This window comes from Streptomyces sp. NPDC001153, from assembly GCF_053598315.1.
Window position 1 is genome coordinate 58,373 of record NZ_JBSFJZ010000030.1, and the last position, 21,449, is coordinate 79,821.

At 70.6% G+C, this 21,449-nt stretch carries 21 protein-coding genes and 1 riboswitch; of the genes, 10 read left to right on the plus strand and 11 right to left on the minus strand.

Annotation, left to right across the window (positions count from 1 at the left end):
- The first annotated feature begins 28 nt into the window (after nt 1-28).
- Entirely contained in the window at nt 29-1,066 is a 1,038-nt protein-coding gene (locus tag ACWDEN_RS30290) for an EamA family transporter (protein WP_450860943.1), read from the plus strand.
- A complete protein-coding gene (locus ACWDEN_RS30295) occupies nt 975-1,607 on the plus strand; it encodes an NAD(P)-dependent oxidoreductase (RefSeq protein ID WP_450861018.1) in 633 nt (210 codons plus the stop codon). Before ACWDEN_RS30290 ends, ACWDEN_RS30295 begins: the two co-directional genes overlap by 92 nt.
- A 56-nt stretch (nt 1,608-1,663) precedes the next feature.
- On the opposite strand, the gene ACWDEN_RS30300 is transcribed toward ACWDEN_RS30295, so the two are convergent.
- The 4 genes from ACWDEN_RS30300 to ACWDEN_RS30315 form a co-directional block, all read right to left on the minus strand.
- A complete protein-coding gene (locus ACWDEN_RS30300) occupies nt 1,664-2,845 on the minus strand; it encodes an SPFH domain-containing protein (RefSeq protein ID WP_351623133.1) in 1,182 nt (393 codons plus the stop codon).
- A gap of 11 nt (nt 2,846-2,856) precedes the next feature.
- Complete coding sequence (locus ACWDEN_RS30305) at nt 2,857-3,108, minus strand: hypothetical protein (RefSeq protein ID WP_208899459.1); 252 nt, start codon at nt 3,106-3,108, stop codon at nt 2,857-2,859.
- A 95-nt stretch (nt 3,109-3,203) separates the two neighbouring features.
- Nucleotides 3,204-3,530 (minus strand): multicopper oxidase domain-containing protein, encoded by a 327-nt coding sequence (locus tag ACWDEN_RS30310; protein ID WP_450860946.1) that lies wholly within the window; start codon nt 3,528-3,530, stop codon nt 3,204-3,206.
- Nucleotides 3,434-4,069 (minus strand): hypothetical protein, encoded by a 636-nt coding sequence (locus ACWDEN_RS30315; RefSeq protein ID WP_450861019.1) that lies wholly within the window; start codon nt 4,067-4,069, stop codon nt 3,434-3,436. Before ACWDEN_RS30315 ends, ACWDEN_RS30310 begins: the two co-directional genes overlap by 97 nt.
- Nucleotides 4,070-4,112: 43 nt before the next feature.
- Between ACWDEN_RS30315 and ACWDEN_RS30320 the strand changes: the two genes are divergently transcribed.
- The 3 genes from ACWDEN_RS30320 (at nt 4,113) to ACWDEN_RS30330 (ending at nt 9,364) form a co-directional block, all read left to right on the plus strand.
- The gene (locus ACWDEN_RS30320) at nt 4,113-6,083 is read left to right on the plus strand and encodes a potassium transporter Kup (protein ID WP_450860947.1); all 1,971 of its coding nucleotides are present in this window, start codon (nt 4,113-4,115) and stop codon (nt 6,081-6,083) included.
- Nucleotides 6,084-6,216: 133 nt separating this feature from the next.
- Nucleotides 6,217-6,396: riboswitch (M-box (ykoK) riboswitch) on the plus strand.
- A gap of 338 nt (nt 6,397-6,734) precedes the next feature.
- Complete coding sequence (locus ACWDEN_RS30325) at nt 6,735-8,081, plus strand: magnesium transporter MgtE N-terminal domain-containing protein (RefSeq protein WP_450860949.1); 1,347 nt, start codon at nt 6,735-6,737, stop codon at nt 8,079-8,081.
- The gene (locus tag ACWDEN_RS30330; RefSeq protein WP_351610024.1) at nt 8,078-9,364 is read left to right on the plus strand and encodes an NRAMP family divalent metal transporter; all 1,287 of its coding nucleotides are present in this window, start codon (nt 8,078-8,080) and stop codon (nt 9,362-9,364) included. The genes ACWDEN_RS30325 and ACWDEN_RS30330 overlap by 4 nt, the downstream gene beginning before the upstream one ends.
- Here the strand turns inward: ACWDEN_RS30330 and ACWDEN_RS30335 are convergent, their stop codons facing one another.
- Nucleotides 9,365-9,838, minus strand: coding sequence for a VOC family protein (locus tag ACWDEN_RS30335; RefSeq protein ID WP_450860951.1), 474 nt, complete (start codon nt 9,836-9,838; stop codon nt 9,365-9,367). It abuts the gene before it with no gap.
- Between the two features lie 232 nt (nt 9,839-10,070).
- On the opposite strand from ACWDEN_RS30335, the gene ACWDEN_RS30340 reads away from it, so the two are divergent.
- Complete coding sequence (locus tag ACWDEN_RS30340) at nt 10,071-12,746, plus strand: glycosyl hydrolase (protein WP_450860953.1); 2,676 nt, start codon at nt 10,071-10,073, stop codon at nt 12,744-12,746.
- Nucleotides 12,747-12,899: 153 nt separating this feature from the next.
- Here the strand turns inward: ACWDEN_RS30340 and ACWDEN_RS30345 are convergent, their stop codons facing one another.
- From ACWDEN_RS30345 to ACWDEN_RS30355, 3 genes are all read right to left on the minus strand, one after another.
- A complete protein-coding gene (locus tag ACWDEN_RS30345) occupies nt 12,900-13,637 on the minus strand; it encodes a polyprenol monophosphomannose synthase (protein WP_351610032.1) in 738 nt (245 codons plus the stop codon).
- Nucleotides 13,638-13,731: 94 nt separating this feature from the next.
- Nucleotides 13,732-14,496 carry a hypothetical protein gene (locus ACWDEN_RS30350; RefSeq protein ID WP_351610034.1) on the minus strand — a complete coding sequence of 255 codons (765 nt, stop codon included), beginning with the start codon at nt 14,494-14,496 and terminating at the stop codon, nt 13,732-13,734.
- Nucleotides 14,493-14,804 carry a PadR family transcriptional regulator gene (locus tag ACWDEN_RS30355; RefSeq protein WP_351610037.1) on the minus strand — a complete coding sequence of 104 codons (312 nt, stop codon included), beginning with the start codon at nt 14,802-14,804 and terminating at the stop codon, nt 14,493-14,495. The genes ACWDEN_RS30350 and ACWDEN_RS30355 overlap by 4 nt, the downstream gene beginning before the upstream one ends.
- 81 nt (nt 14,805-14,885) lie before the next feature.
- Between ACWDEN_RS30355 and ACWDEN_RS30360 the strand changes: the two genes are divergently transcribed.
- Genes ACWDEN_RS30360 through ACWDEN_RS30370 form a run of 3 tightly spaced genes read left to right on the plus strand, consistent with a single transcriptional unit; the run spans nt 14,886 to nt 17,654 of the window.
- On the plus strand, nt 14,886-15,911 hold the full coding sequence (locus tag ACWDEN_RS30360; protein WP_450860955.1) for a hypothetical protein: 1,026 nt from the start codon (nt 14,886-14,888) through the stop codon (nt 15,909-15,911).
- 11 nt (nt 15,912-15,922) lie between these two features.
- A complete protein-coding gene (locus tag ACWDEN_RS30365) occupies nt 15,923-16,870 on the plus strand; it encodes an ABC transporter ATP-binding protein (RefSeq protein WP_450861021.1) in 948 nt (315 codons plus the stop codon).
- Nucleotides 16,857-17,654 (plus strand): ABC transporter permease, encoded by a 798-nt coding sequence (locus ACWDEN_RS30370; protein ID WP_351610042.1) that lies wholly within the window; start codon nt 16,857-16,859, stop codon nt 17,652-17,654. The genes ACWDEN_RS30365 and ACWDEN_RS30370 overlap by 14 nt, the downstream gene beginning before the upstream one ends.
- 58 nt (nt 17,655-17,712) lie before the next feature.
- Here the strand turns inward: ACWDEN_RS30370 and ACWDEN_RS30375 are convergent, their stop codons facing one another.
- On the minus strand, nt 17,713-18,489 hold the full coding sequence (locus ACWDEN_RS30375; RefSeq protein WP_450860957.1) for a methyltransferase domain-containing protein: 777 nt from the start codon (nt 18,487-18,489) through the stop codon (nt 17,713-17,715).
- Nucleotides 18,490-18,574: 85 nt separating this feature from the next.
- Nucleotides 18,575-19,081 carry an NUDIX hydrolase gene (locus tag ACWDEN_RS30380; RefSeq protein ID WP_351610047.1) on the minus strand — a complete coding sequence of 169 codons (507 nt, stop codon included), beginning with the start codon at nt 19,079-19,081 and terminating at the stop codon, nt 18,575-18,577.
- A gap of 542 nt (nt 19,082-19,623) precedes the next feature.
- Between ACWDEN_RS30380 and ACWDEN_RS30385 the strand changes: the two genes are divergently transcribed.
- A complete protein-coding gene (locus tag ACWDEN_RS30385) occupies nt 19,624-20,253 on the plus strand; it encodes a hypothetical protein (protein WP_450860959.1) in 630 nt (209 codons plus the stop codon).
- On the opposite strand, the gene ACWDEN_RS30390 is transcribed toward ACWDEN_RS30385, so the two are convergent.
- Nucleotides 20,223-21,449, minus strand: coding sequence for a hypothetical protein (locus ACWDEN_RS30390; protein ID WP_450860961.1), 1,227 nt, complete (start codon nt 21,447-21,449; stop codon nt 20,223-20,225). The two genes, ACWDEN_RS30385 and ACWDEN_RS30390, sit on opposite strands and share 31 nt — an antisense overlap.

The window sequence follows — 21,449 nt, forward strand, 5'->3', positions numbered from 1 at the left end:
ATGGACGTCTTCCGCCAAGACTTCCCCCATGCATCCCCCGCATTCCACGCACCGGTACCGGGCCCGGGCGGCGACCGTCCTGCTCACCGGGCTCGCTCCCGCGTCCTGGGGCACCACCTACGTGGTCACCACGCGGCTGCTCCCGCCCGGGCATCCACTCTTCGCGGGCCTGATGCGGGCCCTGCCCGCCGGACTGCTCGCGCTGGCGGTCACCCGGGTGCTGCCGCGCGGGCAGTGGTGGTGGAGGACCGCGGTCCTCGGCGTCCTGAACATCGGCCCCATGCCCCTGCTGTTCGTGGCCGCCGAACGCCTGCCCGGCGGTGTGGCCGCCACCCTCGGCGCCGCCCAGCCGCTGCTGGTGGCCGGGCTCGGCCTCGCGCTGCTCCACGACCGGCCCACGGCCTGGCGGCTGACCTGGGGCGTGCTCGGCGTGCTCGGAGTCGGGCTCGTCGTGCTCGGACCACAGGCCCGGCTGGACGCCGTCGGCGTGCTCGCCGGTCTCGGCCATACGGCGATGATGGCCGCCGGTGTCGTCCTCACCAAGCGCTGGGGCCGGCCGGCGGGCGTCGGCCCGCTCACCCTGGCCGGCTGGCAACTGACCGTCGGCGGGCTGCTGTTGCTGCCGCTCACCCTGGCGGTCGAAGGGGTGCCGCAGGGGATCGACGCGGGTGCCGCCGGCGGCTATCTGTGGCTCGGCAGCATGGGCGGGCTGATCTCGTACACGCTGTGGTTCCGCGGGATCGGCAGTCTGCCGGTCGCCGCGTCCGCGCCGCTGGTGCTGCTGTCCCCGCTGGTCGCGACCGTCATCGGCAGCACGCTGGGCGAGTCGCTGAGCCCGCCGCAGACCCTGGGCTTCGCCCTGGCGCTGACCGCGCTGGTGGCCGCGCAACTCGGTCCCACGGGACCCCGGACGAAGGAGGACAAGCCCGATGAGGACAGGTGCGATGACGATCGCCGTGCTCGGAGCCACCGGGATGGTCGGCACCCGGGTGGTCACCGAGGCGAGGACGCGCGGACACCGGGTGCCGGCGCTGTCCCGGAAGCCGCCGCCGAGCGACGACCCTGAGGTGACGCCGGTCGCGGTGGACGTGGCCGACCGGTGCGCCGTGCAGGAGGCGCTGACCGGCGCCGACGCCGTCGTACTGACCGTACGGACGTTCCCGGCCGACCAGGACTTCCTGGTCGGCGCCACGCGCACGGTGCTGGACGCCGCCGCCCGGCTCGGGATCCGCGTCCTGGTGGTGGGCGGCGCCGGCGCCCTGCGCAGCCCCGGCGACCGGGAGCTGCTGGTCGCCGACAACCCCGCGTACGTGCCGGAGGAACACCGCGCCGTGGCGATCGCCGGCGTCGCCCAGCTGCGCGCCTGCCGGGCCCGCACCGACGCCGACTGGGTCTACCTCAGCCCGCCGGCCGTATTGGAACCCGGCGAACGCACCGGCCGCTACCGGCGCGGCACCGACACCCTGCTGACGGATGCCGGTGGCCGGTCCCGGATCAGCGCCGAGGACCTGGCGGTCGCGGTGCTGGACGAGCTGGAGTGTCCCGGGCGGGACCGCCACATCACGGTCGTGGAGCGGCGCCCCGAAGGCGCGCGGGGCTGTGTTTGACATGCGGCCACCGCCGCCTGGCCGGACGGCCCCTCCCGGCCGAACCGGCGGAGCGCCTAGTCCATGTCCACGGGGCCGTCGTCCGACTTGCGCTCCTTGCTGCCCGAGTGCAGCTGGAGCAGGCCCCTGCTGTCGCCGTCCCCCTTGTTGTCCTTGTCCTGGCCGCCCAGGTTCTGCCGGACCGAGTCGAGGATCGTCAGACCCTGGGACACCAGGCCGGCGGCGATCTCGCCGAGGCCGTCCGCGCCGTTCAGGACGTTGACGTTGGCGCCGGACAGGCCGCCGGCGGCCTCCTTCACGATCTGCGGGAGCTGGTCGATGAGCATCCGGTCGAGCGCGACCCGGTCGTAGGAGGCGGCGGCCTCCGCCTGGATCTTCATGCGCTGGGCCTCGGCGGCGGCGAGGATCCTGACCCGCTCGGCCTCGGCCTCGGCGGGCTTGACGACCTCGGCGACCAGCTGCTGCTGGCGCAACCTGGCCTGGCGCTCGGCGAGTTCCGTCTGGGCGGCGAGCACCTCCTGCTGGGCGTGGGCCTGCGCCAGCGGTCCGGCCTGCGCGGCCTGCGCCTGGGCGCGGTCCACCTCGGCGGAGTACTCGGCCTTGACGATGGCGGTCTGCCGGGCGTACTCGGCCTGCTTACGGGCGGCCGCCTGCTCCGCCTCGACCGCGGCCTGCGTGGCCTGGGCCTGGGCGATCTGGGCCTGCCGCTGGATCGCGGCCTTGTGCGGGGCGGACATCGCGTCGATGTAGCCGGTGTTGCCGTCGTCGATGGACTGGATCTGCAGCGAGTCGACGATCAGGCCGATCTTCGCCATCTCCACCTTGGAGGTGTCCAGGACCTCGGCGGCGAGCTTCTGCCGCTCGGTGACGATCTCCTCGACCGTCATCGAGCCGATGATCGCCCGCAGGTGGCCGGCGAAGATCCGGCCGGTGAGCACCGACATCTGCTCCTGGTCGGAGAGGAAGCGCTGACCGGCGTTGATGATGCTCTCGTGGTCGTTGCCGACCTTGAAGGCGATGACCGCGCGGACGTGCAACGAGATGCCCTGCTTGGTCACACAGGTCTCGGTGACCTCGGCCTCGCACATGGAGAGGGTGAGGAACCGGACCTTGCGAAAGACCGGGAGCACGAACTTTCCGTGGCCCGTCACCACTCGGAACGGCGCGCCCCCCAGTCCCCGCCTTCCGCCCGAGATCAACATCGCCTCGTCGGGAGCGGGAACGCGGTATCCGAACATGCTTGTACTCCTCAGCCTGCGCCGGCGGCCTCGCCGCCGAGCGCGTCCAATGGATCCACCCACTCGATGACGCCGACCTCGCGGCATCCCCGTGATTCGATCACGAGGACCGTAGCGCCCGCGGGCAGGGGATCCTCGGACCAGGCCAGGAACGTTTCGGAACCGCCTCTGACCCGCACCAGGACCTCCCCGGGACCCGCGGATCCCCGCGTCCCGATGAGTACCTTGCCCATACAGCCCACCACGGCCTCGTCCTGCGGCATCACCGGCCGTCCTCCTCGTCCTGACCCGAGAATTCCGACGATAGACCGACCGGGGCCGGTTCCCAACGGGTGGGAGGGCACCGGGCTCCGCGGGATCAGGAGCAGCGCAGCAGGACCATGAACCCGTAGTCCATGTGGAGCTGCTGATGGCAGTGGAACAGGGACAGTCCGGGCTGGTCGGCGGTGAAGTCGAGGTCGAGGGTCTGGTAACCGCCGAGCATGACGACGTCCTTGCGCAGGCCACGGGTGGGCGTTCCGGCGATGTGCGTGATCTCGAAGGTGTGCCGGTGCAGGTGGAGCCGCATCCGGTACCGCTTGCCGCGCTTCACGTCCAGCACCGGCCTGTCGCTGTCCAGGGAGAACGGGACGCCGTTGAGGGGCCAGATGTTGAATCCCCGCTCGGCGGCGTTGCGCTTCTCCACCAGCAGGTCGATGGTGCGGTCGGGCCGCCGCGGGGCGGAGCCGGGACGGGCGAAGGCGCGGTAGGCCCAGGTGAACGCGGGCGGCGCGATCCACCGGGGGAACCGCCGCGGCCGGCGTACTCCACCGCGGTGCCCATGCCGGCGTTGCGGTCGTCGTCCGACAGGTCGCCCAGCACCCACACACCCGGGTGGTTCATCTCCACCAGGGCCGAGACGCGTTCGGCGGTGCCGATCCACAGCACCGGAACACTGGCCCGGCGGGGTACGGGGTTGCCGTCGAGGCCCACCACGGTGAAGGTGTGGCCGGGCAGGGCGAGGCTGCGGATCTCGGTGGCGCTGGCGTTGAGGACGTGGAACGGCACGCGCTGTCCGGTCCTGACCCTGATCGGCCGGCCGTGACCCAGTTTGCGGCCGTTGACGCTGAAGGCGCGGTAGCCGACTTCGTCCCCCCGCAGACCGACCGTGCGAAACGCCGTTCGAGAGGGAACGGCGCCCCCTCCCGGGGGTTGCGCCCTGGGGTGGGTATCGTCCGCCCCGATGCCCTGGCCTGCAGTTCAGCGGCCCGCACGGAGGAGGAGCACCATGGCCGGACGCCGGCAGGGAACCGCGTCGGACGACGGAGCCGTACCGCAGGCGCCGGAGCCCCTGGGGACGAGCGGCCACGACTCGGTGCGCCTCGCGCTGGTGATCGGTGCCCTCGGCGTGGTCTTCGGCGACATCGGCACCAGCCCGATCTACACCCTCCAGACCGTGTTCAACCCGCGCGACCCGCACCCCGTCCCGGTCAGCACCGAGAACGTGTACGGGGTGGTGTCCCTGGTGTTCTGGTCGGTGGTGATCATCGTCCTGGTCACCTATGTGCTGCTGGCGATGCGCGCCGACAACGAGGGCGAGGGCGGCATCATGGCACTGATCACCCTGCTGCGGCGGTGGGGCTCGCGGCAGGGCGGACGCGCCGCGGTCGTCCTGGCCGCGCTGGGCATCTTCGGCGCGTCGCTGTTCTTCGGCGACAGCATGATCACCCCGGCGATCTCGGTGCTGTCCGCGGTCGAGGGGCTCAAGGTCGTCCAGCCGTCGCTGGGCGGCGCGGTCGTACCCATCACCGCCGTGATCATCGTCGTGCTGTTCGTGGTGCAGCGCCGGGGAACCGCGGCGGTGGGCCGGGTGTTCGGGCCGGTCATGATCGTCTGGTTCGCGGCCATCGGCGCGTGCGGCATCGCCGGCATCGCCGACCACCCGGGCATCCTCCGGGCACTGTCACCGACGTACGCCCTGGGCTTTCTGTTCGGTCATTTCGGCACCGCCTTCTTCGCCCTGGCCGCCGTCGTGCTCGCGGTCACCGGCGCCGAGGCGCTGTACGCCGACATGGGGCACTTCGGCCGCCGTTCGATCACCCGGGCCTGGCTGTTCCTCGTCTTCCCCGCCTGCATCCTGAGCTACTTCGGCCAGGGCGCCCTGATCCTCGCCGATCCGCACAACATCAGCAGCCCCTTCTTCCTGCTCGTGCCCGCCTGGGGACAGTGGCCGATGGTCGTGCTCGCCACGGCGGCCACCGTCATCGCCTCCCAGGCGGTGATCACCGGCGCGTACTCGGTCACCTCCCAGGCCGCCCAGCTCGGCTACCTGCCGAGGCTGCGGATCGCGCACACCTCGGAATCCACCATCGGCCAGATCTACGTCCCCTGGATCAACTGGCTGCTCATGGTCTCGGTCCTCACCCTGGTCTTCGCCTTCCGCAGCTCCACGGCGCTCGCCTTCGCGTTCGGCATGGCGGTCACCGGCACCATCACCATCACCACCCTGCTGTTCTTCTACGTCGCCCGCGCGAAGTGGCGTACGCCCCTGTGGCTGGTCGTCGCCGGCGCGACCGTGCTGCTCTTTGTGGACCTGCTGTTCGTGGCGGCCAACCTGACCAAGCTCGTCCACGGCGCGTGGCTGCCGCTGCTGATCGGCCTGACCGTGTTCACCGTCATGACGACCTGGCAGCGCGGCCGCGAACTCGTCACCGCCGAGCGGGCACGGCTGGAGGGCCCGCTGCCCGAGTTCATCGACGACCTCCGCTCGGGGAAGGTGCCGACGCGCCGGATCCCCGGTACGGCCGTCTTCCTCAACCGGGGCAAGCAGACGGCACCGTTGGCCATGCGGGCCAACGTCGAGCACAACCACGTGCGCCACGACCAGGTCGTGATCCTCTCCCTGGCGACCGAACCCGTGCCCCGCGTCCCGGCCGACCAGCGGGTCGTCGTGGACGACCTCGGCTACGCCGACGACGGGATCATCCACGTCACCGCCCGGTTCGGCTACATGGAGACGCCGGACGTGCCCGGCACCCTCGCCCTGCTCGACCCGTCCCGGACCGAAGGGCCGCTCAACCTCGACCAGGCGTCCTACTTCCTGTCGAAGATCGAGCTGCGGCGCGGAACGGCCCCGACGATGGCCGCCTGGCGCAAGCGCCTGTTCGTCGCCACCTCCTACATCACGGCCGATGCCGCCGAGTACTTCGGCCTGCCCCGCGACCGCACCGTCATCATGGGCTCCCACATCGAGGTATAGGCACGCCGAACACCGAACAGACGCCGCCCGCACGGCGGATGCGGAACGTCTTCGTTCCCCACGGTCCGGGTCAAGGGCCGGTCATGGGTTCGGAAGGCGGGCCGGGGCGGGCGTATCCTTTTCGCGGATTCAGCAGACACCTCGTTCGGTGAGGCGTCTTCACGGACACAGGCCACTGATCCCACCCGTCGAGAGACGCTCCGGATCAGGACAGGTCTCCCCGGCCCAAGGGGTGACCCCAAGTGGCTTCTCCCGCCAAGTCGCGGGGGATCACGCCGTGGAGTGCCAAAGCTCTGACGAGTTGGGGTGCGCCGGGCCGAGCCGGCTCCGGCTGCCCCTTGCCGCAGGACCGCGACACTTCGTGCGCGGCCGTGACCGGGAGGAGGCGACATGGACAGTAGTCCGGGCCATAGTCGGCCCCTCTTCGTGTTGTCCGCGCCGTCCTTCCGTGGCCCGGAGCAGCCCCCTCTTCCCTGACCGTCGCCCAGCTCACCGGCCTGGCAGGCCGCGTGGCCGGCGTGCGCCTGCCGTGCCATGCCCTGCGGTGACCGGTGCCGCCCGCTCGGGGAAGAAGTGTGCTGCCGTGGGCCGCCCGTAGCCCCGCCACGCCGGGGCAAGGGGGTGTTCATCTTGGCTGCCCACACTCTGCTCATGTCCACCTCGGCCCGTCTGCGTGACCGCCGGGTCACCCTGGAGCGCCGCGCCACCGCGTCCAAGGCGGTGCGCACCTCGCTGGTCTCCCTGGCCGGGCTGATCGGCGGCCCGGTCTCCAACCAGTCGGGCGAGGAGGTCGGCCGCGTCGTCGACGTCGTCGCCCGGCTCTACGGCGCGGACTCGTACCCGCCGGTCACCGGGCTGATCCTGCGCATCGGCCGACGCCGCACCTTCCTGCCCGCCGACGCCGTCGGCAAGGTGCACGCCGGGCACGTACGGCTGCGCACCGCCCGGGTCGACCTGCGGGACTTCGTCCGCCGGCCCGGCGAGGTCCTGCTGGCCAAGGACGTCCTGGACCACCAACTGGTCGACGTCGACGGCGTGCAGGTGACCCGGGCCGCCGACCTGTACCTGGCGCCTCTGGTGGACCAGGTGGTGCTGGTCGGGGTGGACGTCTCCCTGCCCACGCTGCTGCGCCGGCTCGGTCCGCGCCGCTGGCAGGCCCGCCCGACCCCGGAGCGGGTCCTGGACTGGCAGGCCGTCGCACCCTTCGCCGAACAGGCCACCGAGGGCCCGCCGGAGGTCCGGCTGCGCGCCTCCCGGGCGGCGCTGCACCGGCTGCGCCCGGCCGACCTCGCCGACATCCTCGAGGACCTCGGCCGTGCCGAACGCCAGCAGCTGCTGGGCTGGCTGGAACCGGAGCAGGCCGCCGACGCGCTGGAGGAGATGGAACCGCACGAGCTGGAGAACCTGCTGCGCGAGGCCCAGCCGGAGCACGCCGCCCGCCTCGTCGACGAGATGGAGCCCGACGAGGCCACGGACGCTCTGCGCGACCTCACCCGTGAGGAGCGCGAGGCCCTGCTGGCACGGATGCCGAAGGACGAGGCGGCGGAACTGCGCCGGCTGCTGACCCACCGGGAGGGCACGGCGGGCGGTGCCATGACCACGCTGCTGATCACCGCCCGGCAGGACGAGACCGTCGCCGAGGTACGCGGACGGCTGGCCGAGCAGCACGAGCACCGCACCGAGATCGACGCGGTCACCGTCGTGGACGGCACGGACCGGCTGCTGTGCGACATCCCGCTCTTCGACGTCGCGGTGGCCGAGGACACGACCCCGATCGCCGACCTGGTCGCCTGGCGGGCCCAGTTCGGCCCCCCGGAGACCGTGCAGGCCGACACCTCCGTGGCGGAGGCCGCCGACCACCTGGTGGCGGCCCGCGCCTCCTCACTCCTGGTGGTCGACGACAGCGACCGCCCGATCGGCCGGATCCTGGCCGACGACCTGCTCGACGCGATGCTGCCCGAACGCGGGCGCCTGCACTTCAGGAGGTTCCTGCAGTGACCCGTGACCTCGACACCGCCACCGCGGCCCCGCAGACCCCCGCGCGCCGCACCGGCTGGCGGCGCATCACCGTGATCGCGGCGGTCGCGGGCCCGGGCCTGGTCGCCGCGAACGCCGGCAACGACGCCGCCGGTATCGCCACCTATGCCTCCGCAGGCTCCCAATTCACCTACGGCACCCTCTTCTTCATGGTCCTGGTCACCATCGCCCTGGTGATGGTGCAGGAGATGGCCGTCCGCCTCGGCGCCCACACCGGCAAGGGCCTGGGCGCCCTGATCCGCGAGCAGTTCAGCCTGCGCCTGACCGCACTGGCCGTCTTCTGCCTGCTGCTGGCCAACACGGGCCTGGTCGTGTCGGAGTTCGCCGGCATCGGCGCGGCCTTCGAACTCCTCGGCGTACCGAAGTGGGCGGTCATCCCGCCGGCCGCGGTCCTGCTGTGGGCGCTGGTGCTGTTCGGCTCCTACCACTGGGCCGAACGCATCTTCCTCATCATGTCGTTGGCGTTCTTCGCCTATCCCGTCGCGATGATCCTCGGCCACCCCGACTGGGGCGCGGTCGGCCACCACCTGGTCGTCCCGCACATCGAGCCGAGCAAGGGTTTCATCCTGCTGGCGGTCGCGTTGATCGGTACGACGGTCAGCCCGTACATGCAGTTCTACGCCGCCGCAGGCGTCGTCGACCGAGGCGCCAAGCCCGCCGACTACCCGCTCATCCGCGCCGACGCCATCCTCGGTGCCGTCTTCGCCTGTGTCATCAGCCTGACCATCATCATCGCCACGGCGTCCGCGATCGGCGGCACCGGCCCGCTGGACTCCGCGGCCCAGGCCGCCGAGGCCCTCAAGCCGGTGGCGGGCCAGGGCGCGGAGCTGCTGTTCGCGCTCGGCCTGATGGGCGCCTCCGCTCTCGCGGGCGCCGTCGTCCCGCTCTCGGCCAGCTACGCCATAGGAGAGGCAGCGGGTGTGGAACGCTCGGTCTCCCGCAGCTTCCGTGACGCGCCCTTGTTCCTGGGCCTGTTCACCGCCCAGATCGTGCTCGGCGCCACGGTGGCGATGACCCCGGTCGACGTCATCCAGCTGCTGATCGGCACCCAGGTGCTGCAGGGCCTGATCAGTCCCGTCGTCCTGGTCTACCTCCTGGTGCTGACCAACCGCCGCTCGGTCCTGGGGGCGGCCGCCAACGGGCCGCGCTACCGCATCGCCGCCACCGCCGTGGTCGTCGGCGTCGCCGCCATGTCCACCATCCTGCTGGTCCAGACGGTCCTGGGCTGGTTCGGCCTCGCCTGATCATCGTTCAGCGGGAGAGCCGAAGAGTTCCCGGGCCCGGCGGGCCACCTCGTCCGGCGTCAGGTCCTCCAGGTGGGTGAGGAAGACCCAGACGTGGCCGTAGGGGTCCTTCAGTACGGTCGTGCGGTCGCCATGGAACTGGTCGGCGGGCGGCTGCAGGAGCTCCGCACCGGCCGCGGCCGCCCGGTGCGCGAGCGCATCGACGTTCTCGACGAAGACGTGCAGGCCCACGGTGGTGCCGCCCACGGCGGTCGGTGCGCTGAAGAGGGGGCCCTCGGCGTCGCCCAGCATGATGGTGGCACCCTGGATGCGGACCTCGGCGTGCACGATGCGTCCGTCCGGGCCGCCGAGGCGGAACAGCTCCTCCGCACCGAATGCCCGGGTGTAGAAGCCGATCGCGTCCGCGGCGCCGTCGACCATGATGTGGGCGACGACGGCGTTGCGGTACGTCTCGGGAACGGCGGTCACGGTCATGGGAACTGCCTCCTTTGCGGCTGATGCCGATGACCATGAACGTAGAAGCTGAACCGCACGTGAGGTCAAGCGTGGGTAAGCGCATGCAGGGAGCGGGAGTTCGGGTTCATGTGAGGCGGAAGGTAAACAACCCCCCATTTTTCCTGTGAGCCCTTTGTGTGGCTGTTGTGGTCACGCCAAGATCCCCCTGCGCCGGGACACCCCCATGCTCCCGTCGCAGGGAGGAGAGGGCATGTTGCCCCCGAAGCACCAGCGACGGTTCATCACCTGTACCGTCGCGGCCGCCGCGTTCGGACTGGTGACCACCCAGTCGTTCGCGGCGTCGAGCGACACCAGGCCCCGGCCCTGGCAGGCAGGCCACCAGGCCGCCATGGGCCGGCAGCACATCAAGGCGGTGCACGCGGGCCATGGCATGTCCGCGTTCGCCGCGGAGGGCGGCGATGACGGCGGCGGTGACGAGGCGGAGAACTCCGCCGAGTCGACGGCCCAGTTCACCGAGGCGCGCACCGCGCCCGGCGTGGTCGCGCCCGGCGCCTACGGGGCGGCCTGGCAGCAGCTGCAGTCGATGAAGCACACGAGCGGCAGCTGGGACCACGTCACGAAGAAGGCGTACAACTCGGATGATCCCCGCTATCGCGATGTGAACTCCAACTCCAGTGGTGGCGCGGGTGACGTGACCGGCCGGATCACCGGGATCGCGGCCGATGACCAGGGCTATGTGTACGCGGGCGGCGCGAACGGCGGGGTCTTCCGCTCCACGACCGGCGGCGGGCAGTGGAAGCCGATCTCCGACAGGCTGCCGTCCCTGTCGACGGGCACCCTGGCCCTCGACCAGCAGCAGCGGCTCTGGTATGCGACGGGCGAGTCCAATACCGGGGCGACGTCGTTCGTGGGGACGGGCGTGTACGTCCTCAAAGACCCGCGTCACGGGCAGTTCCAGCCCGGTGACCGTGTGGGCGGCGCCGAGCTGGAGTCCACCGTCATTCATGCGCTGCGTTTCGCCGGCACCACGGTGTGGGCGGCGACCAGTACCGGTGTCTGGTCGCACTCCACGGCCACCCTGTCCGGGCCGTGGAAGCATGAGTTCGCCCCCAACCCGGACTATCTGCCGGGTGGTGCGAAGGCGGACGACCCCAGTGCGCCGTACAAGAACATCGCCAACGACATCGCCGTCGACCCCAAGGACCCTTCCAAGGTTCTGCTCGCGGTGGGCTGGCGTGGTGGTGACACCTACAACGGGCTGTACGCCAAGCAGGGCGACGGCAGCTGGAAGCCGGTCAGCGGTCTTGGTGACCTGCCGACCAGCAGTGCCGATGTCGGCAACATGACGTTCGCGGCCGCGGCCGACGGCTCGCGTCTGTACGCCATCGACCAGTCGCCGGCGCAGATGGCCGCCAACCCCGACAGCGGGCTCAAGGGCGTGTATGTGTCGAAGAGCGGCTCGCCGTTCGGGCCGTGGACGCTGATCGCGGACTACACCAAGCTGAAGGCGTCCGGGTCCGCGCTGCAGAGCGCGGGTTACATGCCGGGCATCCAGTCCTGGTACAACCAGTTCCTCCAGGTCGACCCGGCCAATGCCGACCATGTGTACCTCGGTCTGGAAGAGGTCTTCGAGACCAAGAACGGCGGCCAGAGCTGGACGACCCCGGGCCCGTACTGGAACTTCCCCTTCCCCTGCTGGAGCATCGACCCGGCCAAGCAGACCGGTGACTGCTCGCCCACCACCCACTCCGACCAGCACGCGGTCGCCATCGGCAGCTACCGGGGCAAGACCTGGGCCTATGTCGGCAACGACGGCGGCATCTACCGGCGCCCGCTGGGCGGCGCCGTCGACTCCGGCGGCCACGCCAAGGACTGGCAGTCCCTGAGCGATGGCACCCTCGACACCCTGCAGTACTACTCCGTGGGTGTGGGTGAGGACCTCACCTATGGTGGCGTCTCGGTGACCGGTGGCCTGCAGGACAACGGCCAGTCGATCCTGCGCGGCCGGGACAAGGTCATGGGCTCGAACTTCGGCGGTGACGGCGGCGACACCATCGCGGATCCCGCCAACGGCTGCAACATCGCCGCCGAGTACGTGTACCTGGACATGTGGGTGACGCAGAACTGCGGCGTGAACGACGGCTCGTGGTCGACGGATCCGTCGAAGGCCACCGAGTACGAGGTCGCCCCGCCCGACAAGGACCAGGGCGGTGCGGGCGCCCGCTTCATCGCGCCGATCGCCGCCGACGCCAAGGACACCAACACCTGGATCGCCGGTGGCCGGCACGTGTGGGTGAACACCAAGGGCTTCGCGATCCGCTCCGGCAAGGAATGGGCGAACGCCTACGACCTCGGCGAGGGCCACGTGGCCACGGCCGTCGCGTCTTCGGGCGGCACCGTGTACGTCGGCTGGTGCGGGCCCTGCAACAACCAGGGCTTCACCCGGGGCATCGCGGTCGGCAACGCCGACGGCACCGGCTGGCACCAGCTCAGCCTCCCGGTCGACGGCACCATCCCGAACCGCTACATCTCCGGCTTCGAAGTCGACCCGGCCGACGCCCAGCACGTCTACGTCGCGGTCAACGGCTTCTCCCGCAGGTGGACCGAGGGCCCCGGCGCGGGCGTGGGCCACGTCTTCGAGTCCAAGGACGGCGGCGCGAGCTGGACGGACATCTCCGCCAACCTGCCCGACGTCCCCGCCGACACGGTCAAGCTCCTCCCGAACGGCGGCCTCGCCCTCGGCACCGACCTGGCCACCTTCTACCGCCCCGCCGGCGCCACCAAGTGGCTCGTCCTGGGCCACAACCTGCCCACCACGGCCGTGATGCAGCTGCGCCTCGGCCCCGACGGCAAGCTGTACGCCGCCACACACGGACGCGGCATCCGCTCCTTCGACGTACGGCACCTCAAAGCCCGTAGGGACTGATCCGGCCTCGTACGCCCCGTCCTGCGACAACGGCCGGTGCGAACCCCGCTCCCGGGGTCGCACCGGCCGTATGCCGTTCGGGATCACTGCACCGGATACGCGGTGCGCTTACCGACGGCGACGACGCGGCCCCGGTTCATGCGCCACGAGGTCTCAGTTCAAGGTGCTGCCGAAGCGGAGCTTCCATGGAGTGAGTGCGGATTCGAGCTGTACGCGCAGGCTCATCTTCGATGTCCCCTGCACGCGTTCCTCGAAGCGGATGGGCACTTCGAGGATGGTCAGCCCCTGTTTGACGGTGCGGTGGTTCATCTCGACCTGGAAGGAGTAGCCGTTGCTGCGGATCGACGGCAGGTCGATCGCTCGCAGTGTCCCGGCCCGCCATGCCTTGAATCCGGCGGTGGCGTCCTTCACGTGCAGCCGCAGGATCGCGTTGACGTAGAGGTTGGCCCAGACGGACAGGGCCTTGCGGTGCCAGGGCCAGTCGGTGGCGGTCGAGCCGCCCGCCACGTAGCGGGACCCGACTACCACGGCGGCGTCCTTCGTCAGGAGGGTGTCGACCATGGCCGGGATCGCCGAGGCCGGATGCGAGAGGTCGGCGTCCATCTGGACCACGACGTCGGCACCCTCGTCCAGCGCACGGGTCATTCCGGCGAGGTAGGCGCGGCCGAGTCCGTCTTTGGCGGTGCGGTGCAGCACGCCGACGGTGTCCGGTGACCGGGCGGCGAGGCTGTCGGCGACCTCGCCGGTGCCGTCGGGTGAGTTGTCGTCGACCACGAGCAGATGCAGGTCCGGCACCGGCAGGTCCGCGAGCAGGCCGGCAAGGACGGGCAGGTTGTCCCGCTCGTTGTAGGTCGGCACGACGACAACGACCTTCGGCGGCACGGCGGTCATCGGCAACTCCTGGGTCCGGGGTCAGGGGTGGGGAACGGTTCAGCGGTACCGGCACTCGGCGCTCGCGGAGCGCTGGCACTCCAGTGGCTGGGGCCTATGCCCTCTTCTGCCGTAGGTCGTGGCCGGTGCTGATGGCCATGGCGGCCAGGAGGCCCAGTGCGGTGCTCTCGGCCAGGGAGCCGGGGCTGACGGCGGTGCGGGCGGCGGCGAGGAGGTTCTGGCTCGCCGCGAGCGTCAGTCCGGTGCCGATGCACAGAAGGGCCGCGGACAGCCGGCGTGTGGTCGGCAGGGTGGCGGTGCGGGAGATGCGGGCGACGAGGACACACAGGCGGAGTGCGACGAATCCGAGCGTGAGCCAGTAGGAGGTGACCGCCGCGGCCTCGGCGAAGCCTGTGAGGTGTTCGGCCCTGCCGCTCCATGCCGTCAGGCACAGGGCGACGACCGCGGCGGTCGGGGCGGCCAGGGTGCGGACCACCACGGCAGTCAGGCCGCGGAGGGCAGCGCCGTGCATCGGTGGGAGCGGCGCTGCGAGGGCGATGCCCAGCAGGAGCGGGGCGAGCCACAGGCTGTCCGCGGGGTGACGGATGTCGGCCGTGAGGGTGGTGGAGGGTTCGGCCGAGCGCAGCAGCAGGCCGGTGGCCGCGGTGAGCGCGAACAGGGCCACGGTCAGCACACGGCGGGTCTGTCCGCTGGACGTCTCGGGCCAGTCGCCGGGGTGGAGCCACAGCCGCGCGGCCCCCGCGAGGGTGTCGGGCCAGGAGCGGATGCCGGAGGCGGACACCTCGTGTCGGATGTCCTCGCCCCATCGCTCGCGCACGGCCGGTGGGTAGAGCCGGGTCAGGAGCGTGGCCGCGGTCATGCCGGGGTGATCCCGAGCGCGCGCAGGCCGGCGGCGGAGATCCGGGCCATCTGCTGGAGTTGGGCGCGCAGTTGCTCGCGGCCGGCGTCGGTGATCCGCATGGTGCGGTGGCGCTCCTGGGTTCCGGCCGTGTCGTCCGCGGGCTGGATCAGCCCGCGCCCCTCCAGGCGGGACAGCGCGCCGTAGAGGCTGCCGGGGCCGAGTCTGCGGCCGGTGAGTTCCTCGATCGCGGTGTTGATCGCGTATCCGTGCCGCGGGCCGTCCGCGAGGACGGTGAGCACGAGCATCTGGGCGTCGTTGCTGTGCATGGGTCTCCTTGCCTCCGATCCACATACTACGAGCCGCGATACTACTTGTCACGTAGTACGAGGCGCGTACTATGGCGGGCCATGGAAGACGTGAAGGAGGACGGCCGGGCTTCCTCGGCCGTGGTCTGGGCGAGCCTCGGCGCGGCCGGTGTGTTCGAGGCGCTGACGGTGCTGGAGACCCAGGACAAGACGGTCAGGGCGGCAAGCCCGTGGCAGGACGACCCGTACGACGTGGTGGTGTCCCTGGCTCAGTTTGCGGTGCCGATGCTCGCCCTGGTGATCGCGTTACGGCTGCTCGTGTGGCGGGCGCCGGGCGGCGCGGACCGGGTGCGGCAGACGGTGCGTGCGGCGGGGGCGATGGTCACGCTGGTCGGGCTCACGGTGGTGTCCGAGTGGGCCGCGGTCATCGCCAGGACGCCTGCCTCATCCTCGGGGACATGGGCATCGGTGCTGATCGGCGGGCTGGTCGTCAACTCCGTACTCACCATGGCCATTGCGGTGTTGCTCGTGCGAGGCCACCGAGGGCAGGGCTCGGCCGGCCCATGGCGGCATGACTGGCTCGGCGACGCCGTCTTCGTCTGCCGGCGGATTCCCGTACTGCGGCGCTGGGTCGGTCCGGACGCCGCGGACCGGGTGCGCCGCCGGGCGATGACGGTGTTCGTCGCGCTGAGCACGCTGGCCGCGGCGGCCATCACCGGCGCACAGGCCATCGGCGAACGCTGGACGGACCCGCTGCTCATCGCCTGGTTTCTGATCGTCGTGGCGACGTCCAACCTCGCCTTCTGCGTGATCAGCAACGCGGTCGCGGGATTCATCGCCCGGCCGGCGCGCCCCCGGACCCGCCGTATCGCCGAGGCATCGGCCGTCGCCGGATGCGTCGCGATCAGTGCGGCGACGGCGTTCCGCGACGCACTGTGGCCGGTGTTCGGGACGGGATCGCTGACGTCCGTGCCGGCTTTGGCCGCCCTCACACTCGGCGCGGGTCTGGCCACCTCTCTGGTCACGGCCGCGCTCCTGCTCGCCTGCTTCCCGTACGACTCCTCCGGCTCGCGCCGCCGCTTCGGCGCGGTCGCCACCCACCTTCGACGACCGGACAAGCACCGGTGAAAGGCGTGACGATGCACCTGTCCACACCGCAGGAACAGGCAACACCTGCGATCTGCGCCCGCGAGCTGTCCAAACGGTACGGCCGCAGGCAGGCCGTCAGCGGGCTCAGCCTCACCGTGCAAGCCGGCCAGATCTGCGCGCTGCTCGGCCCGAACGGGGCGGGCAAGACCTCCACGATGCGGATGCTGGTCGGCCTGTCGTCCCCGGACACCGGCAGCGCGCGCCTCCTGGGCGAGCCGGTCGGACTGGGCGCGGACGTGCTGCGTCGCGTCGGCGTGCTCATCGACGGCCCGGCGTTCGTGCCGCACCTCACCGGCCGGGCCAACCTGCGGCTCCTGTGGTCGGCGACACGACGGGCATGGCCGCCCCCCGCTCTGGACGACGCCCTGGATCTCGCCGGGCTCGGCGAGGCGCTCGACCGCAAGGTCAAGGGCTATTCGATGGGGATGAAGCAGCGGCTGATGCTGGCCCAGGCCCTGATGCGGAAGCCGGACGTGCTGATCCTGGACGAGCCGGCCAACGGCCTGGACCCCGGCGAGGTCCGGGCCCTGCGCGAGTACCTGGGGGAGCTGGCCCGACGAGGGGCCGCCGTACTCGTCTCCAGCCACCAGCTCGCCGAGGTGCAGCAACTGGCCACCCACGTCGGCGTGATGAACCACGGCCGGCTGATCGCCGCAGGACCGATGGACGAACTGCTCGGCGCCGCCGGCACCTACCGCCTCCAGGTCGACGACACCGAGCAGGCTGCCGCCGTACTGCGCGCACTGCCCGGCGTCGCGACGGTTGCGACGCAGCGGGACGAGATGGTCGTCACCGCGCCCGGCGTGCACTCCCGCGACCTGGTACGCGCGCTGGTCACGGAGGGCATCGGCGTCACGTCCGTGCAGCAGGAGAGCAAGTCCCTGGAAGAGGCGTTCCTGACCATGACCGAAGGAGCCGGCGAGCATGCTGCGCGTTGAACTGACCACCCAACTGCTGCGGATCCGCACGCTCGTCGTGCTCGCCTGTCTGGCCGCCGTCCCCGTGCTGTCCGGCTTTTCGTACGCATCCAAGGCGGGGCATCGCAACGGCCGCCAGACCGGCCTGTTCGGCGCCTCCCCCTACTCCGCGCTCAACCACGCCATGGCGAGCATGGCGTTCATCGAACCGCTGCTCCTCCCGATCATGGTGGCCTTGCCGGCCGCCGCGATCGCCTCGTCCGACCGGGAGTGGGGAACCCTGCGCTACCTGTACGTCGCGCCCGTGAGCCGAGCACGCCTGCTGGCGGCCAAGCTCGCAGCGCTGGCCGGTGTGACCGCGATCGCCACCCTGTGTGTGCTGACGGCCGGACTGCTCGCCGGCGTTGCCATCTACGGCTGGCACCCGTTCCACATCGTCGGCGCTCCGAATCTCACCGGTGGCGAGACGGCCACCCGCGTCCTGTCGGCGACCGGCTACTGCCTGCTGTGCATGCTGAGCATCGCAACGATCGCGTTCACCCTGGGACTTCTCCTGCCCCGCGGACTCGAGGCCCTCGGCGCCGTCGTCGCCTTCGTGATCGCAGCCGGCATCCTCAACGGCTCGCACGCCCTGCACGCCGTGCAAATCGTCCTGCCCATGCACTACTGGCGGGACTGGACCCACCTCTTCGACCCCTCAGGGACCGCCCACCTCGGCACCGGCATCGTGGCGCAGGTGGCCACGATCACCCTGGCCACCTGCGCCGCCGTCCTCGTGCTCGTCCGACGGGACCCCGCGGCATGACACCCGCTCCGCCCCCGATGCCCGAGCTCCGCGACGAGCACGGCCATGCGACGGGGGACTACGTCTCGGCCACGACGATGTAGAACGTCACCGCCGCGAGAAAGGGGCCCCGCGTGAGATGGCTCAGCCAGGCTTCCGCCGCCCGGTCGCTGAAGTAGCCGGCCTCGACCGCGCGCCGGGTGGTGCGTTCCAGGCCGAGGATCTTGTCCGCGACCTGGACGTCCCGGAAGACAGGTGTGACAGGGATGACCGTGGGCACCCTGAAGCCGCTCTCGGTCGCAAGGCGCGCCAGTTGCCGGCCGATCCCCGCGTTGCGGACGACCCGTTCGGCCACATGTCGGGTGTAGGCACGCGTCAGGTCGCTGTCCGGATGGTCGACGGCCAGGGTTTCCCAGTCGGGCTCGCCCATGACGAGCCGCCCGCCCGGCCGCAGGACCCGGCGGATCTCACCGAGCGCGGCCAGCGGATCGGCGACGTGCTGCAGGACCCGGTCGGTGCGGGCGCGGTCGGCGGTGTGGCCGGGCATCGGCAGGTCGTGGATGTCCGCGTGCCGGACGTCCACCACGGCCTCGCCGGCGGTGCGGGCCCGCGCGGCGTCCACCATGTTCCGGTCGTGGTCGACGCCGACGACAGCGCCGGCCGGGGTGACTGCCCGGGCGAGCGCCTCAAGGTCGGTACCGGGGCCGCAGCCGAGGTCGAGCACCCGGTGTCCGGCACGCAGGTCGAGTTCGTCGAGCATCCGCCGCTTGTAGGAGCGGCCGAGATCGCTCGTGGCGAGCCGGTCGAGATAGCTGACGGGATCGGGCCTGTCCGTCTCGAACGCAGATGATGACATGCGTCCCAGTCAACCAACTGCCCGGCCGACTATACGGGTTGTATCGCGACAAATATGGCTCGGCCGCTCAAACCGTACCGATGCGCTACTCCGGATCAGTGTCTTCGTTGAAATTCCCCAAATGCACAGGGGCTCGATCAAGGCCGACGGCCGACAGCGCATCGGGCAGGAGAGAAGCCATCCTCTTCGGCCGGACGGTCTCCGCAGTGGTGGCGAGTTCCGCTGCCGACCACCAGCGGTGCCCGTAACGAGCCTCCTGCGTCCGGACGTTCATCCGGCGGACCTCATCGGCCGTGACGCGGACAAGGCGGTATTCCTCGTACTGGTCGAAGACACGGCCGTCCACGCTGAAGATCGCCTGCCGGGTCCAGACAACGGGGCCCAGGCGCCCAACGGGGAGAGACAGCGCCGTCTCCTCCCAGACTTCACGCACGGCAGCCTGGGGATAGCTCTCGCCGTCCTCGACGCCACCACCGACGGTGAACCACCATCGTGCCCCCGGCCTGCGCGGATCACGGCCGCACAGCAGGAGCAGGCGATCGTCGCCGTCCACCAGGAGAACACGGGAAGTCCACCGCTGCGTCAGCGTCATGAACCCCGATGCTATCCACGGATCACATGATGAGAAGAAGGACCCGATCCGGCATCCTGCGTCTGCGGCAGTCCGGTTCCCTGCACGCCCTCCGAGTACCTCGGTCACTCGGATCCGCCGTGAAACCCCAGGTCAGGGCCACACCAAGCAATACGGCTGATGCCCCGCCTCATGCAGCCGATGGCTGAAGTCCTGCCACTCGTGCAGCGATTGGGGGCGGCGGGGCGCTGACCTGGGGTTTCTCGGTGGAACGTGCGTTGACCTGCGGGAACTCGTCTCAGTAGTTCTCACGGGTCAACGCCGTTTCCCAGGCTCATGTGCCCTGGATGTGCCCTCCGGGGACGTGGCTGGGGAGGCGCGTTCAGGCCCAGCTTTCGCGCCTTAGGGCGTCGTGATGAGGGCAGTGATGCGGAGAAGAGCCCAGTCGGGCAGTGTCCGCGAGGAGTCTTGAGCTGTTTGGCAGGTGTACCCGTACGCATACGGGTTGGATGAACGCGGGGCCGCTGCATGCGGTCGAATCCCAGTGAGGCAGGGTGGGGGCCATGGTGACCTTGGCGAGTTCCCTGACGGGCGGTTCTGTGCGGGAGGCTTCTCGCGCCTTGCTGGAGCCGGGCGGGCAGGCCCGAACTGTTTCTGTCTTCGGGACCGAGGCGCTGTGCTTCTACCGTCTGAACGAGGGCGAGCATGCGCGGCGCGAGGAAGTCTCCGCCGCCCGGGTGGATAAGCTGCCCGACCTTGAGTGCCTGCTGACACTCCCGGTGGACGTTCCTGTTCCGCTGCAATCGCTGGACTCGCCGGCGCGGCGGGCGGTGCGAGGGCTGCCGTCGGGAGCGGTGGAGCGAGACCGGAAGACGGTCACCCGACGTGCCGTGCGGCCCCTGCAGGTGGATCTTGCTGTGGTTCGCGCTTCCGGGTGGCGCCAGGGCCTTGAGCGAGCCGGGCAGTTTGCTCCCTTCTGCCGCCGGGCCATGCTCTTGGACCGTCGTCCAGCCCGACTGGATGAGGTCCTTGTCGAGGCCGACTTCTACGGCATCGGCGTGTTCGTTGCCGCTGGAGACGAGGTCGAGCTGGTACTGGAGCCGGAGGACTACAGGCCGCCCCGGCACACCGCTGCGGCCTGGTGGTTCGTCGAGGATGTGTATCAGCGCCTACGCTCGGCGGCGGCTGTCTGAGCCGGTGTCTTGGCGGTTTCGGGAGCGGTCGACGCCCATCGATCGAGCTGCGCCGGAGACTTGAACGCCTTCGGCTGCCTGATGGACGTGTTGATCAGTTCGTACTGATCGAGAGCTTTACGGCAGCGGTCGAACCACCACTGCTGGCGTGCTGTGCCGGGCTTGACCGAAGTCAGGGCACGCAGCCACTCCATGAGGACCGCGACGTTGTGTGCCGCCGCTGCGGCAGGAAGCTCGCCGCGGTTGCTTGTGAAGGCGTCCAGTGCGAGCTTGCCGGCACAGGCCGAGCAGAAGCAGACCGGAGCTTCGGCGCCACCGTAACGCTTGGCGATCGTCTCACCCAGGAAGAAGGCCATCAGGTCGGGGAAGAGAACGTGCGGTGACTGGACGGGGATGCTCTTGTTGGTCTGCGCTTTTTCGCCGGGGGCGACGACGTGCCGGTAGCGGCTGCTGGCGCCGAAGGCTGTGAAGGCGGCACCGAAGGCCAGCGCGCCGAATGCCGCGAGATCCGTGCGTAGCAGGGCAGCCCCGGGGACTTCCTCGATGACCTGCTTGAGATGGCTTACGGCCTTGGCGTAACGCGCCAGGGGGTCCATCTGTCCGCCCAGCATGATGGCCTTCGGCCCCTTGACCATCCGCAGGTAGGCGATGAGCTGGCGGGTCGATTCCTCGTCGCGTAGCCAGGAGACATCCACCGGAGCGGCGAAGATCACCTCTGGGTCGTCGAGTTCCAGGACACGGGTCACGGCGGCCCGGAGGGCATCGGAGTCCTCGGCCCTGATGTAGCCGGTGGGGGTCATGGGGAGCGTTGCTCCGGCGTCCCGCTGCTCGGCGAGAGACAGTTCCAGGGGATCGTCGAGAAAGAGGTTGGGCTCGGCGTCGTAGGGGAAGGGGTTCTCCTCGGTCGCGGCGCTGACCTCGTACACCGCCGGGTCGATCAGGAGCGGAGCGGCGTAGCCCTCCCTGTACCGCAGGGTGCCGGCCTTCTTCACGGCGTCGGTGCCGCACAGGATGAGCCCACTGCGTGCCAGGTCGACCTGCCCCTGGACGTAGCCGAGCCGGGCGGTGCTGACCTGGATCAGCATGCGGCCCTGCAGACCGTTCAGGCTGTCCGGCCGGTCTCGCTCACCCACAGCGTCGGGAGGCTCGGTCAGATCGGAGCGCGGACGAGGCAGCGGGGCGGAACGGTCGGTCAT

Bases quoted from the DNA above. Each gene is read 5' to 3' on its own strand.
- ACWDEN_RS30305 (WP_208899459.1), bottom strand. From the start codon at position 3,108: ATGCCGCAGGACGAGGCCGTGGTGGGCTGTATGGGCAAGGTACTCATC.
- ACWDEN_RS30380 (WP_351610047.1), bottom strand. From the start codon at position 19,081: ATGACGCTGACGCAGCGGTGGACTTCCCGTGTTCTCCTGGTGGACGGC.
- ACWDEN_RS30325 (WP_450860949.1), top strand. From the start codon at position 6,735: ATGTCCACCTCGGCCCGTCTGCGTGACCGCCGGGTCACCCTGGAGCGC.
- ACWDEN_RS30340 (WP_450860953.1), top strand. From the start codon at position 10,071: ATGTTGCCCCCGAAGCACCAGCGACGGTTCATCACCTGTACCGTCGCG.
- ACWDEN_RS30365 (WP_450861021.1), top strand. From the start codon at position 15,923: ATGCACCTGTCCACACCGCAGGAACAGGCAACACCTGCGATCTGCGCC.
- ACWDEN_RS30385 (WP_450860959.1), top strand. From the start codon at position 19,624: ATGGTGACCTTGGCGAGTTCCCTGACGGGCGGTTCTGTGCGGGAGGCT.
- ACWDEN_RS30335 (WP_450860951.1), bottom strand. From the start codon at position 9,838: ATGACCGTGACCGCCGTTCCCGAGACGTACCGCAACGCCGTCGTCGCC.
- ACWDEN_RS30360 (WP_450860955.1), top strand. From the start codon at position 14,886: ATGGAAGACGTGAAGGAGGACGGCCGGGCTTCCTCGGCCGTGGTCTGG.
- ACWDEN_RS30390 (WP_450860961.1), bottom strand. From the start codon at position 21,449: ATGACCGACCGTTCCGCCCCGCTGCCTCGTCCGCGCTCCGATCTGACC.
- ACWDEN_RS30375 (WP_450860957.1), bottom strand. From the start codon at position 18,489: ATGTCATCATCTGCGTTCGAGACGGACAGGCCCGATCCCGTCAGCTAT.
- ACWDEN_RS30355 (WP_351610037.1), bottom strand. From the start codon at position 14,804: ATGCACAGCAACGACGCCCAGATGCTCGTGCTCACCGTCCTCGCGGAC.
- ACWDEN_RS30370 (WP_351610042.1), top strand. From the start codon at position 16,857: ATGCTGCGCGTTGAACTGACCACCCAACTGCTGCGGATCCGCACGCTC.
- ACWDEN_RS30350 (WP_351610034.1), bottom strand. From the start codon at position 14,496: ATGACCGCGGCCACGCTCCTGACCCGGCTCTACCCACCGGCCGTGCGC.
- ACWDEN_RS30345 (WP_351610032.1), bottom strand. From the start codon at position 13,637: ATGACCGCCGTGCCGCCGAAGGTCGTTGTCGTCGTGCCGACCTACAAC.
- ACWDEN_RS30295 (WP_450861018.1), top strand. From the start codon at position 975: ATGGTCGGCACCCGGGTGGTCACCGAGGCGAGGACGCGCGGACACCGG.
- ACWDEN_RS30320 (WP_450860947.1), top strand. From the start codon at position 4,113: ATGGCCGGACGCCGGCAGGGAACCGCGTCGGACGACGGAGCCGTACCG.
- ACWDEN_RS30300 (WP_351623133.1), bottom strand. From the start codon at position 2,845: ATGTTCGGATACCGCGTTCCCGCTCCCGACGAGGCGATGTTGATCTCG.
- ACWDEN_RS30290 (WP_450860943.1), top strand. From the start codon at position 29: ATGCATCCCCCGCATTCCACGCACCGGTACCGGGCCCGGGCGGCGACC.